This is a genomic window from Mesorhizobium opportunistum WSM2075, from assembly GCF_000176035.2.
Taxonomy (GTDB): Bacteria; Pseudomonadota; Alphaproteobacteria; order Rhizobiales; family Rhizobiaceae; genus Mesorhizobium; species Mesorhizobium opportunistum.
The window spans coordinates 2,121,582-2,139,165 of record NC_015675.1; the positions used below are offsets into that span (position 1 = coordinate 2,121,582).

Here is a 17,584-nt window from a genome sequence, read left to right on the forward strand (position 1 = left end):
GCGAAGCCGAGACGGAGTGGGGGTCGAACTGCTCGGGGTCGGGAAGGCTTGGGGCGACGAAACAAGGTGTTCGATTGGGTGCACCGCAACATCCGCTTGGAGATCGGCTACTATCTGTGTCAGGGTCTAGCGTTCGTTTGAAACGCTGAATTCCGGGGCCCTATGGCAATTCTGGCAGCCGTCTATCACCTGACCCATTACAAATACGACCGGCCGGTGGTGCTCGGTCCTCAGATCATCAGGCTGCAACCGGCGCCGCATTCCCGCACCAAGGTGCTGAGCCATTCGCTGAAGATCGAGCCGGCGAACCACTTCGTCAACCTGCAGCAGGATCCCTACGGCAACTTCCTCGCTCGCTTCGTGTTTCCGGAACCGGTGAGCGAACTGAAGATCGAGGTCGATCTCGTCGCCGACATGACGATCTACAATCCGTTCGATTTCTTCGTCGAGCCGTCCGCCGAGGCATTTCCGTTCGAATATCCGGAAGAGATCCGCGACGACCTCGCCATTTACCGCACGCCGGAGCCAGCGGGACCGCTGCTCTCGGCCTTCCTCAACACCATCGACCGCAGCGCGGAAAATACGGTCAATTTCCTCGTCGATCTCAATGCCAGGCTGCAGCGCGAGATCGCCTATATCGTGCGCATGGAGACCGGCGTGTTCTCGCCGGAGGAGACGCTGGCCGCGGCCAAGGGATCGTGCCGCGATTCGAGCTGGCTGCTGGTGCAGATCCTGCGCAATCTGGGCATCGCCGCGCGCTTCGTTTCGGGCTATCTGATCCAACTGAAGCCGGATCTGGTGGCGCTCGATGGGCCGGCCGGCACCGCTGTCGATTTCACAGACCTGCACGCCTGGTGCGAAGTCTATCTTCCCGGCGCCGGCTGGATCGGCTTCGATCCTACCTCGGGCCTGCTCACCGGCGAGAGCCATGTGCCGTTGGCGGCAACGCCACATTTCCGCAATGCAGCACCGATTTCCGGCATGGCGAGTTTCGCCAATGTCGAGTTCGGCTTTGACATGCGGGTCGACCGCATCGCCGAGCATCCGCGCATCACCAAGCCGTTCTCCGATGAAAGCTGGCAGGCGCTCGACGCTCTCGGCAACAAGGTCGATGCCGCACTGGCGACGGGGGACGTACGGCTGACCATGGGCGGCGAGCCGACCTTCGTGTCGATCGACGATTTTGAATCCGCCGAGTGGAACACCGCCGCCGTCGGGCCGACCAAGCGCGAAAAGGCCGATGCGCTGATCCGAAGGCTGCGCGAACGCTTTGCGCCCGGCGGCTTCCTGCATTATGGCCAGGGCAAATGGTATCCCGGCGAAAGCCTGCCGCGCTGGACCTTTTCGCTCTACTGGCGCACCGACGGTCAGCCGGTATGGAGCGACCCATCGCTGATCGCGCACGAAAAGAGCGCGGCCGATAATGTCGGCCCGCAGCAGGCGGAAAACCTGCTGACGGCGATCGCCGATGAGCTTGGCATCGACACGTCCATGGTCAGCGAAGCCTATGAGGACCCGGCCGAATGGCTGCTCAAGGAAGGCAAGCTGCCCGAGAATGTCGATCCGTCGAACTCCAAGCTGGAAGACCCGGAAGAACGCAGCCGCATGGCAAAGGTGTTCGAGCGCGGGCTGACCAAGCCGTCTGGCTACGTGCTGCCGGTGCAGCGGTGGAACAGCCAGGCCTCGGACCCTCGCTGGCGATCCGAAAAATGGACGACGCGGCGCGGCCGGCTGTTCCTGGTGCCAGGCGATTCACCGGTCGGCTATCGGCTGCCGCTCGGCACGCTTCCTCACGTGCCGCCGGCGCAGTTCCCCTACATCGTGCCGGTCGATCCGTCGCTGCCGCGTGGACCGTTGCCGACGCGTGAAGCCATGTTGCCAGGGCCCGCGCCAGCCGAGCTTGAAGGCGCCGACGAGATGGCGCGGCGCCAGCAGGCTGCCTCATTTACCGCCGCGACCGGACAGCAGGACCGGGTCGAGCAGGAGATCACCGAGATCGGCGGCGCGGTGCGCACGGCGCTCTCGGTCGAGCCGCGCGATGGACGGTTGTGCGTCTTCATGCCGCCGGTCGAGGCGCTGGAGGACTATCTCGAACTGGTCGCCGCAGCCGAGAATGCAGCAAAGGCGATTGGTCTTCCCGTGCATATAGAGGGCTATGGCCCGCCGCATGATCCTCGCCTCAACGTCATCCGCGTGGCACCCGATCCGGGCGTCATCGAGGTCAACATCCATCCAGCTGCCAATTGGCAGGACTGCGTGGCGACAACTACGGCGATCTATGACGAAGCGCGGCTGACGCGGCTTGGCGCCGACAAGTTCATGATCGACGGCCGCCATACCGGCACCGGCGGCGGCAACCATGTGGTGGTCGGCGGCGCGACGCCCAATGACAGTCCGTTCCTGCGCCGGCCCGATTTGCTGAAGAGCCTGGTGTTGCAATGGCAGCGGCATCCCTCGCTGTCCTATCTGTTCTCCGGCCTCTTCATCGGTCCGACCAGCCAGGCGCCGCGCTTCGATGAAGCGCGTCACGATTCGCTCTACGAGCTCGAGATCGCCATGGCGCAGGTGCCGCATCCGGACACCGGCTCCGCACCTCTGCCGTGGCTGGTCGACCGGCTGTTCCGCAATTTGTTGACCGACGTCACCGGCAACACGCACCGCTCGGAAATCTGCATCGACAAGCTGTTTTCGCCGGACGGTCCGACAGGGCGTCTTGGGCTGGTCGAATTCCGCGGCTTCGAGATGCCGCCCAACGCGCGTATGTCGCTGGCACAGCAATTGCTGGTCAGGGCGATCATTGCTCGCGCGTGGAAAAACCCGCTCGACGGGCGCTTCGTGCGCTGGGGCACCTCGCTGCATGACCGTTTCATGCTGCCGCATCATGTCTGGGCGGATTTTCTCGACGTGCTGGACGACCTCAACCTCAATGGCTTCGAATTCCGTCCCGAATGGTTCGACGCCCAGCTTGAATTCCGCTTTCCCTTCTGCGGCGAGGTCCAGCATGCTGGCATCAAGCTGGAGCTGCGGCAGGCGCTGGAGCCGTGGCATGTGATGGGCGAGCAGGGCGCCATCGGCGGCACCGTGCGCTTCGTCGATTCCTCGGTCGAGCGGCTGCAGGTCAAGACCGAGGGTCTCAACCCCGAGCGTCATGCGATCGTCTGCAATGGCCGCATCGTGCCGATGAAGGTTACCGACAACCGCGAGATCGCGGTGGCGGGCGTCCGCTTCAAGGCCTGGCAGCCGGCCTCCGGCCTGCATCCGGCGCTGCCGGTCAACACGCCGCTGGTGTTCGACATCTATGACCGCTGGTCCGGCCGGGCGGTCGGCGGTTGCGTCTACCACGTCGCCCATCCCGGCGGGCGCAATTACGACACCTTCCCGGTCAACGGCAATGAGGCCGAGGCACGGCGGCTCGCCCGCTTCGAACCGCGCGGCCACACGCCATCGGGCTATGTGCTGCGCGAGGAACAACCGGCGGAAGATTTCCCGATGACCCTTGACCTTCGGCGGCCGGCAAGACTCTGATCAGCGATGGCAAAGGGGAATCACAGAAGGGTACGCGGCAAGCCGCAGACCCACAGCTTGCTGGAGCACTACCAGCCGATTGACGGCGTCGTCGATGAGATGGTCGATGCGTCGGGCAATCCCCGCCCGGTCTGGAAGCATTTCATCGAGGCGCTCGACGAGCTCGGCGCCGAAAAGCTCGGCCAGCGGTTCGCCCGCGCCGACCAGTATCTGCGCGATGCCGGCGTCTACTACCGCGTCTATGACAAGGCCGGCGCCAATGAACGCGAATGGCCGCTGGCGCATGTGCCGCTGCTCATCGAAGACGCCGAATGGGCCGACATCAGCGCCGGCCTTGTCCAGCGCGCCGAGCTGTTCGAGGAAACCATCGCCGATATCTATGGGCCGAACCGGCTCGTCGAAAAGGGCATCCTGCCGGCGGGACTGATTGCCGCCAGCCCGGAATATTTGCGGCCGGTGGTCGGCACCAATCCGGCCGGCGGCCATTTCCTGCATTTCTGCGCCTTCGAGCTTGGCCGTGGACCAGACGGAAGCTGGTGGGTGCTGGGCGACCGCACGCAGGCGCCGTCCGGCGCCGGTTTCGCGCTGGAGAACCGCGTCGCCACCACGCGCGCGCTGTCCGACATCTATGGCGAGATGCATGTGCACCGGCTCGCGGGCTTCTTCCGCCGCTTCCGCGATGCGCTGATCGGCATGGCCAAGGAAACCGACGGCCGCGTCGCCATCCTGACGCCGGGGCCGCTCAATGAAACCTATTACGAACACGCCTATATCGCCCGCTACCTCGGCATCATGCTGCTCGAAGGCGAGGATCTGACCGTTTCCGGCGGCCGGCTGATGGTCCGCACCGTGTCGGGCCTGATGTCGATCAGCGTGTTGTGGCGACGGCTCGATGCCGCTTTCGCCGATCCGCTGGAACTGAGATCGGATTCGCAAATCGGGACGCCGGGGCTGGTCGAGGCGATCCGCCAGGGTGCGGTTGCGACGGTCAATGCGCTGGGCTCGGGGCTGATGGAAACGCGGGCGCTGCTCGGCTTCCTGCCCAAGATCGCGCGCGAGCTGCGCGGGGAGGAACTCAAGTTGCCCAGCGTGGCGACATGGTGGTGCGGGCAACAATCGGAACGGGCCCACGTGCTTGCCAATATCGACCGCATGGTGATCGGCCCGGCACTGTCGACAAGGCTTGCCTTCGAGGATGACGACCAGACCAGGCTTGGCTCGGCGTTGTCGGCCGGAGAGCGGGCGGAGTTGGTGGCGCACATCGAACGCGAGGGCGGTGCCTTCGTCGGCCAGGAAGCGGTGACGCTTTCGACGACACCAGTCTATGTCGGCGGCTGGCTGGAGCCGCGGCCGGCGAGCCTGCGCGTCTATCTGGCGCGCACGCCCGAGGGCTGGACGGTCATGCCGGGCGGTTTTGCCCGCGTCGGCCTGTCGCTCGACCCGACGGCGATAGCCATGCAGCGCGGCGGCCAGGCGGCCGACGTCTGGGTGGTCAGCGACCGGCCGGTGGAGCGCGAAACGCTGCTGCCGCAGGAGGGCGACAGCTTCAACCGCACCCGGCCAGGCAGCCTGCCCAGCCGCGCTGCGGAAAACCTGACCTGGCTCGGCCGCTACATCGAACGCTCGGAAGACACGGTGCGCATCCTGCGCGCCTATCATGTGCGGCTTGCCGAAACATCCGATCCGGACATGCCGCTGCTGGCCGACATCAGGGATTATCTCGAACCGTTCGGCATCGACGTCGAAACGGCGATACCGTCGGGACTGATCGGCACGCTGGACAGCGCCGTCTACAGCGCCGGGCAGATCCGCGACCGCTTCTCACCGGATGGCTGGCTGGCGCTCAAGGACCTGTCGAAGACCATCCATCAGTTCGCAACGACGGTGTCGCCGGGCGACGACGCGACGCGGGCAATGACCGTCATCCTGCGCAAGCTTGCCGGCTTCTCCGGCCTGCTGCACGAGAACATGTACCGCTTCGCCGGCTGGCGCTTCCTCGAGATCGGCCGGCGGCTGGAGCGCGGCATCCAGATCGCCCGCACGCTCGCCCGGCTGACCAGCACCAAGGCGCCGGACGGCGCGCTCGACATGATGTTGGAGATCGGCGACAGCGTGATGACCCATCGCCGGCAATATCCGGTGCAGGCCGGCCGGCGCACGGTGATCGATCTTCTGGCGCTCGATCCGCTCAATCCGCGCTCGATCCTGTTCCAGCTCGAAAGGCTGAAGGCCGAGATCGGCCTGTTGCCCTCGGTTGGCGGCGAGGGGCATATGTCGCCGGCGGCGAAGGAGATCCTGCAGCTCAACACGGCCATCGCCATCAAGGAGCCGTCGGACATGACGGCAAAGGCTCTGGATGATCTCGCCAGCGAGATAGGCGGCCTCTACAGCAGCCTTTCGAAGGCCTATTTCGGCTAGGCCCGGATCGCACGGTTTTGCGACCGGAACCCGAGCCAAGACAAGACAAGAAAAGTGGCGCATGCTTTACGACATCAGGCTTCATCTCCATTACGACTACGCAGCCGCGGCCGGCGGCGGCCGTCATCAGATCCGTGTTCTGCCGTCGACGATTTCCGGCGTGCAGCGCGTCATTGCGGCATCCCTGTCCTTTGCGCCGGCGCCCAACGAACGGTCGGATTTCTCTGACTTCTTCGGCAACAGCGTTACCTCGATCGCCTTTCGCGACGCGCATGACGCGCTCGACATCAGGATGAGCGCACGCGTCTCGGTGTCGCGGCCCGAGCCGGGGCTCGATGTGTCGCCCGATATCGGCCGGCTCAGGCAGGAACTCGCCGTGGTGCGGTCGTTGGCGTCTGCCTCGCCGCATCACTTTCTGACTGCCAGCAGCCATGCGGGCATCGATGCCGCGATCACCGCCTATGCGCAGGACAGCGTCAGCAATTCGGCCGCCGGTACTGCGATGACCCTGTGCAACCGCATCCATCGCGATTTCACCTATGATGGCGAGGCGACCACGGTGCGGACCCGGGCCAGCGATGCTTTCCGGTTGAAGCGCGGCGTTTGCCAGGATTTTTCGCACATCATGATCGCCGGATTGCGCGGGCTCGGCATTCCGGCCGGCTATGTCAGCGGCTTCCTGCGCACCATTCCACCGAAGGGGAAGCCGCGGCTGGAAGGCGCCGATGCCATGCACGCCTGGGTCAAGGTGTGGTGCGGGCGCGACGCCGGCTGGCAGGAGTTCGACCCGACCAACGGCATGCGGGCCAGCAACGACCATATCACGGTCGGCTTCGGCCGCGATTATTCGGACGTGGCACCGATCGTCGGTGTGTTGAAGACCACCGGCGGGCAGGTCGGCGAGCAGGCTGTCGACGTCATTCCGGTCGCCCTTGAAAAGGCGTGAGGCGGACCGAAACAGGAGGCGCACCCTGTCGCTGCAAATGCGGTGGATGAAGCGGCTTCTCAAACATCGAAGGGGCCGCTATTCTATGTTCGTTTCGAGGGCACAGCCATTATACTGCTAGAGCGCGCAGGCGCGGGATTTTGTAATTGAAAGCGGTCAGCGTCGTCATTCCTGCCCACAACGCGTCGGCTACCATTGGGACAACGTTGGCGTCGCTGCGAGGCGAGGCCGAGGTCATCGGCGAGATCCTGCTGGTCGACGACGCATCGACGGACGACACGGCGGCGGTCGCAAGGCGGGCGGCGGCGCAACTGTCGCTGCCGCTACGCGTGTTGCCGGCCGACTGCCGCGATGCCGGTGGCGCCCGCAACGGGGCGCTGGCGCAGGCGCTTCATCCCTGGGTATATCTGATCGACGCCGACGACCTGCATCTTCAAGGTGGATTGCGCGCGCTGCTGCGGCAGGCCCAGAGCCAGCCGAAAGCCGACATGATCGTTGGCGCCTACCGCCGACGCGTGAATGGCCAGGACCGGCAGATTAAGGTGCCGAACGGCTATCAGGACGCCTGCCTCGCAAACGCTTCGGCCTATGTCAAAGGCGATATACGTTCGGTGGCCGTTGGCAGCGTGCTGGCATCTCGGCGCCTGATCGGCGAAACACGGTTTCCGGTCAGCCTTGCCTATGACGAGGACACGCTGTTCTGGGCGCGGCTGATGAGCAAGGCGTCGCTGGCCATGATCCCGCAGCCCGTCATGGTCTATGAGGTTTCGCCGGCCCGTTCCGACGATCGTTTCGCGATCAACCCGGTGCGGCGCTTCCTGGAGTGGCGCCGGGAATTGCGCACGCTCACCGATTGCAACATCCCGGTCTCGGCACTGAAGACGAGGGAGGGGCTTGTCGCCCTCAAGATCGCGCGCGTCCACTATGCACGCGGCGATCTCGACACCGCCGCGCGCTTCCTGGCGGTGGCCGCAGCCGCGCCGAAGCGGCGGTCGGAAGCCTGGCGCTGCCTGCGCTACAGGCTGAAGCTCGCCGTACGGTGCCGTCTGTCGGCACCACGGATAGAGCTGCAAGGCGCCCTCTAACTCTTTCTTTTGACGCAACTCCCAAAGGGAAAGCGCTGCGCTTTTCCCGGGAAACCGTTTCATATTTTTCCTGGAATTGCTCTGGATTCCCTGCATCTCGCCGGCCGACGGATGTCGGTTACCATCGACTTTGCGGCCGGCGGTGGAACCAGCGGTCAGCCAACGGCTTATGTACGGGTATTTGCGTGGAGCCGTCATGCTGCGGAGATCTGGATTATCGCGCGGCATGTCGGCCGGCAGCTGCGCTGCGCCGAAGAACGGGGCGCAAACCTCGGCCGAGCACGCTGCGCTGACCTATGTCAGCGATGCCGAGCCCGGTATTCGCCGGCTGAAGGCAGGTAAGGGATTTTCCTACGAGCGACCGGACGGGCGACCGGTCTCGGATGCCACCAGGGCACGTATCGAGGCTATCGTCATCCCGCCGGCGTGGACGGATGTCTGGATCTCGCCCGACGCCAATGGGCATATCCAGGCGACCGGAAGGGATCAGCGGGGGCGCAAGCAGTATCGCTATCATCCGCAATGGGCCGAAGAACGCGACAGCGCCAAATATTCGAGCCTCGTCGCCTTCGCCGAAAGCCTGCCGGAATTGAGGCGCAGGATAGACAGCGACCTGCGCCGCCACGGTCTGCCGCTGGAACGCGTCGTCGCCGCGGTCGTCTGGCTGCTCGACAACACGATGATACGCGTCGGCAATGCCGCCTACGCCCGCGACAACAAGAGCTTCGGACTGACGACATTGCGGGATCGGCATGTCGACATCAAGGGATCGAGCCTGCGGTTCGCCTTCAAGGGCAAGTCCGGGAAGGAATGGAAATTGAAACTGGTCGATCGCCGCATCGCCGGGATCGTACGGGGCGCGCAGGACCTGCCTGGCCAGAAACTGTTCCAATACCTGGACGAGGACGACAACAGACGGCCGGTCCGTTCGGAGGACATCAACCTCTATATCCGGCAGGCCGCGGGCGACGCATTCACTTCGAAGCATTTCCGCACATGGGGCGGCACCATCCGTGCCGCTTCGCTGTTTGCGCAGACGGAATTGCCCGAAAGCCAGGCGCAGCAAAAGCGTGTGATGAACAGCGTCATCGACAAGGTGGCCGAGCGGTTGGGCAACACTCGCGCCGTCTGCCGAAAATGCTATATCCACCCGCGGGTCCTCGAAGCCTGGTCACAGGGGCGCCTACTTGCCGAAATAGCCGAAGCCAACAGGCGCAAGCGTTCCATCGACGGTCTCGACGAGGAGGAAGCGCTCGTGCTGAGATGGTTGAGGGCACATGAAGGTTGATTGCGGTTGCCAGCGGCGCCAAATCCAAAGCCGTCGGATTTTTTTATCGACGTCATGTCGGGATCGGCCTTACTGTTTCGTCCTTTGATACAGAAAAGGACCGCCCATGCTTTATGCCATCCTCTGCTATGCCTCCGAAGACGTCGTCTGCTCCTGGAGCAAGGAGCAGGACGACAAGGTCATGACCGATCTCCTCGACGTTCAGCAGAAATACGCCAATGCCGGCCGGCTCGGCCCGGTGGCACGGCTTTTGCCGACGACGGCGGCGACGACGCTGCGGAAGGTCAAGGGCGAATCGGTCGTCATCGACGGGCCGTTCGCCGAGACCAAGGAACAGTTCCTCGGCTTCTACACGCTTGATTGCGCCGATCTCGACGAGGCGGTCGAATTCGCGCGCGAACTCTCCGAGGTCAACCCGAGCGGCGGTTCCTACGAGATCCGGCCGGTCTCCATCTTCAATCCCACCAGGGTTGCCGTATGACCGAACTTGCCTGGATCAGCTCCGCGATCAGCGCCGCCCGCCCGCAGGCGATGGGAGCGCTGCTGCGCTATTTCCGCGATCTCGATACCGCGGAGGAAGCTTTCCAGGATGCCTGCCTCAGGGCGTTGAAGAACTGGCCGCAGAACGGGCCGCCGCGCGACCCGGCGGCCTGGCTTATCTTCGTCGGCCGCAACAGCGGCATCGACGCGGTGCGCAAGCGCGCCAAACAGGCGCCGATGCCGGAAGAGGACCAGATCTCCGATCTGGAGGATGCCGAAAGCGATATCGCCGAGCGGCTGGACGGCGCGCATTACCGCGACGACATCCTGCGGCTCCTGTTCATCTGCTGCCACCCTGACTTGCCCGCGACACAGCAGATCGCCGTCGCGCTGCGCATCGTCTCCGGTCTCACCGTCAAGCAGATCGCGCGCGCCTTCCTGGTCGGTGAAAGCGCCATGGAACAACGCATCACCCGCGCCAAGGCACGCATCGCGGACGCCGGCGTGCCGTTCGAGACACCGGGCGCGGTCGAGCGCTCGGAACGGCTGGCCGCGGTGGCGGCCATGGTCTACCTGATCTTCAACGAAGGCTATTCGACCAACAGCGGCGAGGCGCCAGCCCGTGCACCGCTCTGCGAGGAGGCAATCCGGCTGGCTCGGCTGCTGCTCAGGCTGTTCCAGGCCGAACCGGAGATCATGGGGCTGACGGCGCTGCTTTTGCTGCAGCATGCGCGCGCGCCGGCCCGTTTCGACGAAGACGGCGAGATCGTGCTGCTCGAGGACCAGGATCGCGGCCTGTGGAGCCGCAAGATGATCGACGAAGGGCTGGCGCTGGTCGACAAGGCGTTGCGCCATCGCAAGCCCGGTCCCTATCAGGTGCAAGCGGCGATCGCGGCGCTGCACGCCCGGGCTACGAAGGCCGAGGATACCGACTGGGTGGAGATCGACCTGCTTTACGGCCTGCTCGAACAGATGCAGCCATCGCCGGTGGTGACGCTCAACCGCGCGGTTGCGGTCTCCAAGGTGAGCGGCCCGGAAGCAGCCCTTGCCATCATCGAACCGCTGGAGCCGAGGCTTTCCGGCTATTTCCACTTCTTCGGCCTCAAGGGCGGGCTGTTGATGCAGCTCGACCGGGGCGACGAGGCGCGCATCGCCTTCGACCGCGCCATCGCGCTTGCCAATACGGCGGCCGAAGCGGCCCATATCCGCATGCATATCGACCGCCTGATGAAGGACGGCGCCGTGCGCGCGCCGGCAAAAAAGGCCAACTGAGCTCCGTCTGCCTGGCTCAATCGTGCAGGTCGGGCTTGGACCATGCCGGGGTGGCGATTTTCCCCCGAAACGCGTAATGCCACGCCATGACCGTGCCCGATATGCCAGCCGGCACGCGGGTAACGTGGCGCGAAGCTCTGACCGAAGCCATTTGAGCGACGGGATCTGAAAGGGACAAAAATGACGATAGCGAAGGAAACGGCCGAACTTCTGGCGAAACTGGGTGTCGCCAAGGACGCGCTTGTTGGCGGCGACCTGATCGTGCGCAGCCCGGTGACGGGCGAGGAGATCGCGGCGCTGAAGACCATCTCGCCGACTGAGGCGGCCAAGACCATCGATGCCGCGCACAAGGCGTTCCAGTCCTGGCGGCTGGTTCCGGGCCCGAAGCGCGGCGAACTGGTGCGCCTGCTTGGCGAGGAACTGCGCGCGCACAAGGCCGAGCTCGGCCGGTTGGTGTCGATCGAGGTCGGCAAGATCCCGTCCGAGGGCCTCGGCGAAGTGCAGGAGATGATCGACATATGCGATTTCGCCGTTGGTCTGTCCCGGCAATTGTACGGCCTGACCATCGCCACCGAGCGTCCGGGCCACCGGATGATGGAAACCTGGCATCCGCTTGGCGTCGTCGGCGTCATTTCGGCCTTCAACTTCCCGGTCGCGGTATGGTCGTGGAACGCAGCGCTGGCGCTGGTCTGCGGCGACGCGGTGGTGTGGAAGCCGTCGGAGAAGACGCCGCTGACCGCACTTGCCTGCGAGGCGATCTTCAAGCGCGCCGTCAAGCGCTTCGGCGCGGACGCGCCTCAGGGCCTGGCGCCGGTGCTGATCGGCGATCGTGCGGTCGGCGAGATCCTGGTCGACCATCCCAAGGTGCCGCTGGTTTCGGCCACCGGCTCGACCCGGATGGGCAGGGACGTCGGGCCGCGCCTGGCCAAGCGCTTCGCGCGCGCCGTGCTGGAGCTCGGCGGCAACAATGCCGGCATCGTCTGCCCGACGGCGGACCTCGACATGGCGCTGCGCGCGATTGCCTTTGGAGCGATGGGCACCGCCGGCCAGCGTTGCACGACGCTGCGGCGCCTGTTCGTGCATGACAGCGTCTATGACGCCCTGGTTCCACGTCTGAAGAAAGCATACGAAAGTGTTTCGGTCGGCAACCCGCTGGAGACCTCTTCGCTGGTCGGGCCGCTGATCGACAAGGCTGCCTTCGACAACATGCAGAAGGCCTTGAAGGAAGCGGTGTCGCATGGCGGCAAGGTGACTGGCGGGGCGCGGCTCGAGAACGGTCATCCGGACGCCTACTACGTGCACCCGGCGCTGGTCGAGATGCCGAAACAGGTCTCGCCGGTGACGGAAGAGACCTTCGCGCCGATCCTTTATGTGATGAAATATTCGGATTTCGATACCGTGCTCGACGAGCACAACGCGGTTGGCGCCGGCCTTTCGTCGTCGATCTTCACCCGTGACCTGCAGGAATCCGAGCGCTTCCTCGGGGTTGACGGTTCGGACTGCGGCATCGCCAACGTCAATATCGGCACGTCGGGGGCCGAGATCGGCGGTGCTTTCGGCGGCGAAAAGGAAACCGGCGGCGGCCGCGAGAGCGGCTCCGATGCGTGGAAGGCCTATATGCGGCGCGCCACCAATACGGTGAACTATTCCAAGGCGCTGCCGCTTGCCCAGGGTGTCTCGTTCGACATCGATTGAGACAGTCGGGGCTTACCCTAGATCAGTGTCGGTGCTCGGCGAGCATGAATCGACACAGGTGGAGGGCGTACACAACGCCGTAACGCTGGACAGTCTTTCGCGCTTGTCCGGCGTTGGCCTTTCGTAGCGTCTTTTCATGCGGATTTCTCACCGACCGCAACGCCGCACAGGCGGCGGCAATCAAAGTGTCTACCTGCCATGCCGGATTTGTGCATCTCCCGTATGGGGGATGCCGCCCGGATCATCCGCCTGCCGGAGAGGTGACGCAAGCGGTCCGGCGTTCCACGAAAACGCCGAACCGCATGATCTCGTTGGTTTGTGGGAGGGAAGCCGTCTCACACTTTTCCTGGAATTGCTTCGATGCCCGATATTGCTCAATTGCCTTGCGATGGCGGGAAGCAAGCTTTGAAGGCACCGTCGACGACGGCCAGCTTGGCGGCCTGGACGGTCATGTATTCCTCGTAGAATCCGTGTGATACCCACATCACCGAATGGCCTCGCTGGCCGAGCCAGCCGATGCTGCCGAGTTCCTCGGCGGTGCGCAGTTTGCGGCCGAGATGGGTCCGCGACAGCTTGAGCCATTTGGCGAAGTCGCCGATCGAAACCACGCTGGTCGGAATCCGCTCCAGGTCGGCATGGTCGGGATCGATGCCTGACATCAACCAGTCCATGACGATGCCGCCATTGTTGAGCCAGATGAACAGGGAAAAGGTCTGGTTGGGTTCGCGCACTGGCTTTGAGGCAAGCAGGCCGTCAGCCACCAGGGGCTGCAACGTGGCAAGCATGTCGGGCCGGTCCAGGTATCTGGCCAGCCGGTCGCCGCCGTCGATATGGTCAAGCGTGCGCAGATGGGCGATCACCCAGCCGGTGAATCTCTCGATGGTGGCCGCCGTCGGTTGCAGGGGATGGGTGCGACCGTCTCCACCCGCCACATACTCGGCGATGTTGTAGTGCAGCATCTCCTTGATGAAAGCGTCTGCCGTGTTGCGGCTGGCTACCTCGTTCTTGTGCACAACCTCGATGAAGCGCGATACGGTCAGTTCCTTGCGGCGGTCGTTAGGGTCGCGCCTGAAGTGCATGGCCAGGCCGGCATGACCCATCAGCCAGCGCTGCTGCGTGGCAAAAATGGACGCCAGCCGCGGGCTCTCCTCATAGATTCGGATCAGCGCCTTCGACTGTTCTTGAACGTAGCGGTGCAGGGCCGGATGTCGGGCTATGTCTTCCAGATTCAGCGCTGGTCTCCTGATGCTTGAATCAAACTCGCATGGCGAAGTTACGTTTCCCATTTTTCAGTCTTCAACACTTCTGTCCAGACGTACCAATTGTGGAGAACAGGCCAGCCAAGGCATGGAGCTACGGCGATGGGGCATAGTCCAGTCCGCTAACTGATTGCTATGACTTGGAAAACCCCTCCCAATGATAGTCAGCCGAACGGCCCCCCGTTGAATTGACCTTCATCAGGGCCAGGCATAGTTTCCGCGTCATTCCGAGCGGCGGGGCACGCCTTTCGGACATGGGTGCAGACCAGCCGTGGTTTTGACGAGCGATAAGACATCGCCCGGCGGCGAAGCTTTGCCGCGTTCTACTCCGAAATGCGAGTGACTGAGAGGACTATCGAAAGAAGATCGTGATTGGCAAAAATGCCGGCAACTCTTGCCTCGACAATCCCCTGCTTGACGCCCTGCAACTGATCCACGACCACTTTTGCCTCGACAGACATGCCGCTCGGTTCGACCCGGTGGCGATGCACCGCGTAGGCACTCGATAAAGGCATCGCCGCCAGAAGCGATGCGATTGCTATGATCTTCGGTGTGAAACTGCGCATGGTCGCGCCTCCCTTCAGCGGAAAAAGCGGTAAAGGTATCGCTTTCCAATCGCGGGCCATCCACTCCCGTCGCGTCGCGATGATCCTCTCATCGCCGGCGGTTCGTGGCCCTGTAATCCATATAGAGGGCGTTCCAACTCGTTAGAGGGCAAGGAACGCAAAGTGGACAGCTTGTGATCGGCGGCCGGTCAAACGCCTTGGACGCAGCTCATTCGGCGGCCTGGACGCGGTTGGCCAGGATGATGGCGCGGATCTCGGACCGGCAGGAGCCGCAATTGGTGCCGGCCTTCAGGGCATCGCCGATGGCTTCGACGGTCGTGCAGCCGGCCGCCACGGCGGTCACGATCTGGTTGACGCCGACGGTGAAGCAGGAGCAGACGGTCGCGCCGGCATCGGGCCGTTCGGCGCCGGCACGACCGGCGACGATGCGGAAGCGTTCGCGTTGGCCGGCGTGGGATATTTCCAACTGTTCAGCCGCCCAGCCGCGCGACACAGCGACCGGACCGGGCGCGACGAACAAGGCGCCGGCGAGGTGCTCGCCATCGAAAGCGGCAATGCGATGCTGTCCGGCATCGCGGTCGTGATAGGCAAGCATTTCTGCTCGCGGCTCCACACCGAACATTGACCGGGCAAAGCCCGTCCAATCGACCTCCGGCTCGGCGAAAGCAAGCTCGACTCGCCAGCCACCCTTGCAGCGAGTTGCCGCCCAATAGGGAGCGGCAATTGCTTGGGGACGTTGCCGCATCACGGCGAAACCAAAGGCCCTGGCGGCAAATTTCTCGATATGGGCCGCGACGTGCTTCAGCGCCGGCTGGCCTGAGATTGGATCGGTGAGCGGCGCGGTAAGCGTGTCGAGCCGCCCTTTGGCGGCGAACTGATCGGTCCAGTGCATCGGCGCGAAGAGGCTGCCACGGCGCTGGCGGGCCGTGATCAGCGCACGTGCGAACACTTCGCCACGCGGGCTGGAGATGCGCACGATGTCGGCATCGCCAATGCCACGGTGTTCTGCATCCGCCGGATGGATTTCGACGAAGGGCTCGGCGATGTGCTGGGACAGACGCGGGCTTTTGCCGGTGCGCGTCATCGTGTGCCAATGGTCGCGGATCCGGCCGGTGTTGAGGACGAGTGGGAAGTCAGGTGTGGTGCGGATTTCCGTGGTGGCGCGGATGGCGATGAAGCGCGCCTTGCGGTCGGGGGTATAGAAATTGCCGTTGGCGAAGAAGCGGGTGGTGGAGGGGCCAGGTCCAGCTTGAACACCCCCCTCTGTCCTGCCGGACATCTCCCCCGCAAGGGGGGAGATTGGCAGCTTCGACGCCGGCAGGTTTCCTGCGTCGCTGGTGATTGGCGAAGGCCGCGACAATAGCTGATCTCCCCCCTTGCGGGGGAGATGGCCGGCAGGCCAGAGGGGGGTGCCTGGGCTCGGCGCTGGCCATTGGAAAGGCGCCAGCGCGTCGTATTCATCCGCATCGACACCCTCATAAGCACCAATATCGAAATCCCGCGCGCCATCGTTCTCGAAGCCCGACAGCGCGGCATGCTCGCCAAAAACCGCCGCCGGCGTCTCATGCGCAAACGCTTCGCCAAATCCCATCCGACGCGCCACCTCGGCAATGATCCACCAGTCGGGCCGCGCTTCGCCGGGCAGGCTGAGAAACGCGCGCTGGCGCGAGATGCGGCGCTCGGAATTGGTGACAGTGCCGTCCTTCTCGCCCCAGGCGGCGGCCGGCAGCCGGACATGGGCGTGGCGGACGGTGTCGGTGCTCACCAGCACGTCGGAGACCACGACGAACGGGCAAGCCTTGATCGCGGCCTCGACGGCATCGGCGTCCGGCATCGAATCGACCGGGTTGGTGGCTATGATCCACAGCGCCTTGATGCGCCCGTCGGCCACGCCTTGAAACATCTCGACCGCCTTCAGGCCAGGCTTTTGCGCGACAGCAGGTGCATTCCAGAAGCGCCGCACGCGGTCACGGTGTTCGGGGTTCTCGATCTCCATATGGGCGGCGAGCATGTTGGCCATGCCGCCGACCTCGCGGCCGCCCATGGCGTTGGGCTGGCCGGTCACCGAAAATGGTCCGGCGCCCGGCCTGCCGATGCGGCCGGTGGCGAGATGACAGTTGATGATGGCGTTGACTTTGTCGGTGCCGGAGGACGACTGGTTCACGCCCTGGCTGTAGACGGTCACCGTCTTGGCGGTCGCGGCAAACAGGCTGTAGAAACGGACAAGCTCGTCTTCGCCGAGGCCCGTCGCTGCGGCAACGCCCGCCAGATCGAGCGCCGAGGCGGCGAAAAGCGCTTGTCCGAAGCCGGTGGTGTGCGCGGTGATATAGGCGCGGTCCAGCGCATTGTGCTGGCCGAGCCAGGCGAGCAGACCGGTGAACAAGGCGACGTCGCCGTCCGCCGCGATCGCCAGGTGCATGTCGGCAATGTCCGATGTCATGGTGCGGCGCGGGTCGACCAGCACGATCTTCATGTCCGGCCGCTTTTCGCGGGCCGCGGCGATGCGCTGGTAGAGGACGGGATGGCACCAGGCGAGGTTGGAGCCGACCAGCACGATCAGGTCGGCAAGCTCGAGATCGTCGTAGTTCCCCGGCACGGTGTCGGAGCCGAAGGCGCGGCGGTGGCCGGCGACCGACGAGGCCATGCAGAGCCGCGAATTGGTGTCGATGTTGGCCGAGCCGACAAAACCCTTCATCAGCTTGTTGGCGAGGTAATAGTCCTCGGTCAGCAACTGGCCGGAGACGTAGAAGGCGACCGCATCCGGTCCGTGCTCGGCGATGGTTTGCGAGAAGGTCGACGCGACAAGGTCGAGCGCCTCGTCCCAGCCGGCGCGGCTGCCGTGGATTTCAGGATGAAGCAGCCTGCCTTCGAGGTCGATGGTTTCGGCCAAAGCCGAACCTTTCGAACAGAGCCTGCCGAAATTCGCGGGATGGTCGGGGTCGCCGCGGACGGACACTTGCCCGTCCGCGGCAACCTTCGCCAGCACGCCGCAGCCTACCCCGCAATAGGGGCAGGTGGTCCTCACCTCGCGCGCTGCTTCAATGTCCATG

Annotated in this window: 11 protein-coding genes; 8 read left to right on the forward strand and 3 right to left on the reverse strand. The window is 64.4% G+C overall.

All coding sequences use genetic code 11. The features are described 5' to 3' along the window. Positions 1 to 162: 162 nt before the first annotated feature. The 8 genes from MESOP_RS10160 to amaB all read left to right on the forward strand — a co-directional run bounded on the left by MESOP_RS10160 (position 163) and on the right by amaB (position 12,709). Complete coding sequence (locus MESOP_RS10160) at positions 163 to 3,525, forward strand: transglutaminase family protein (RefSeq protein ID WP_013893243.1); 3,363 nt, start codon at positions 163 to 165, stop codon at positions 3,523 to 3,525. 6 nt (positions 3,526 to 3,531) lie between these two features. After that, complete coding sequence (locus MESOP_RS10165) at positions 3,532 to 5,943, forward strand: circularly permuted type 2 ATP-grasp protein (RefSeq protein WP_013893244.1); 2,412 nt, start codon at positions 3,532 to 3,534, stop codon at positions 5,941 to 5,943. Between the two features lie 61 nt (positions 5,944 to 6,004). Then, on the forward strand, positions 6,005 to 6,889 hold the full coding sequence (locus MESOP_RS10170; protein ID WP_013893245.1) for a transglutaminase family protein: 885 nt from the start codon (positions 6,005 to 6,007) through the stop codon (positions 6,887 to 6,889). Between the two features lie 146 nt (positions 6,890 to 7,035). Further along, positions 7,036 to 7,974, forward strand: a complete 939-nt coding sequence (locus MESOP_RS10175) for a glycosyltransferase family 2 protein (RefSeq protein ID WP_013893246.1) — start codon at positions 7,036 to 7,038, stop codon at positions 7,972 to 7,974. A gap of 196 nt (positions 7,975 to 8,170) precedes the next feature. Continuing rightward, a complete protein-coding gene (locus tag MESOP_RS10180) occupies positions 8,171 to 9,262 on the forward strand; it encodes a DNA topoisomerase IB (RefSeq protein ID WP_013893247.1) in 1,092 nt (363 codons plus the stop codon). 106 nt (positions 9,263 to 9,368) lie between these two features. Then, positions 9,369 to 9,743, forward strand: a complete 375-nt coding sequence (locus MESOP_RS10185) for a YciI family protein (protein WP_013893248.1) — start codon at positions 9,369 to 9,371, stop codon at positions 9,741 to 9,743. Beyond that, positions 9,740 to 11,014 carry an RNA polymerase sigma factor gene (locus MESOP_RS10190; protein ID WP_013893249.1) on the forward strand — a complete coding sequence of 425 codons (1,275 nt, stop codon included), beginning with the start codon at positions 9,740 to 9,742 and terminating at the stop codon, positions 11,012 to 11,014. Before MESOP_RS10185 ends, MESOP_RS10190 begins: the two co-directional genes overlap by 4 nt. Before the next feature lie 180 nt (positions 11,015 to 11,194). Continuing rightward, a complete protein-coding gene (gene amaB, locus MESOP_RS10195) occupies positions 11,195 to 12,709 on the forward strand; it encodes an L-piperidine-6-carboxylate dehydrogenase (RefSeq protein ID WP_013893250.1) in 1,515 nt (504 codons plus the stop codon). A gap of 374 nt (positions 12,710 to 13,083) precedes the next feature. Here amaB and MESOP_RS10200 read toward each other — a convergent pair whose 3' ends face one another. The 3 genes from MESOP_RS10200 to MESOP_RS10210 all read right to left on the reverse strand — a co-directional run bounded on the left by MESOP_RS10200 (position 13,084) and on the right by MESOP_RS10210 (position 17,583). Further along, the gene (locus MESOP_RS10200; protein WP_013893251.1) at positions 13,084 to 13,995 is read right to left on the reverse strand and encodes a hypothetical protein; all 912 of its coding nucleotides are present in this window, start codon (positions 13,993 to 13,995) and stop codon (positions 13,084 to 13,086) included. Between the two features lie 296 nt (positions 13,996 to 14,291). Further along, a complete protein-coding gene (locus MESOP_RS10205; RefSeq protein WP_013893252.1) occupies positions 14,292 to 14,534 on the reverse strand; it encodes a hypothetical protein in 243 nt (80 codons plus the stop codon). A gap of 208 nt (positions 14,535 to 14,742) precedes the next feature. Beyond that, positions 14,743 to 17,583, reverse strand: a complete 2,841-nt coding sequence (locus MESOP_RS10210; protein ID WP_013893253.1) for a nitrate reductase — start codon at positions 17,581 to 17,583, stop codon at positions 14,743 to 14,745. Position 17,584 lies beyond the last annotated feature (1 nt).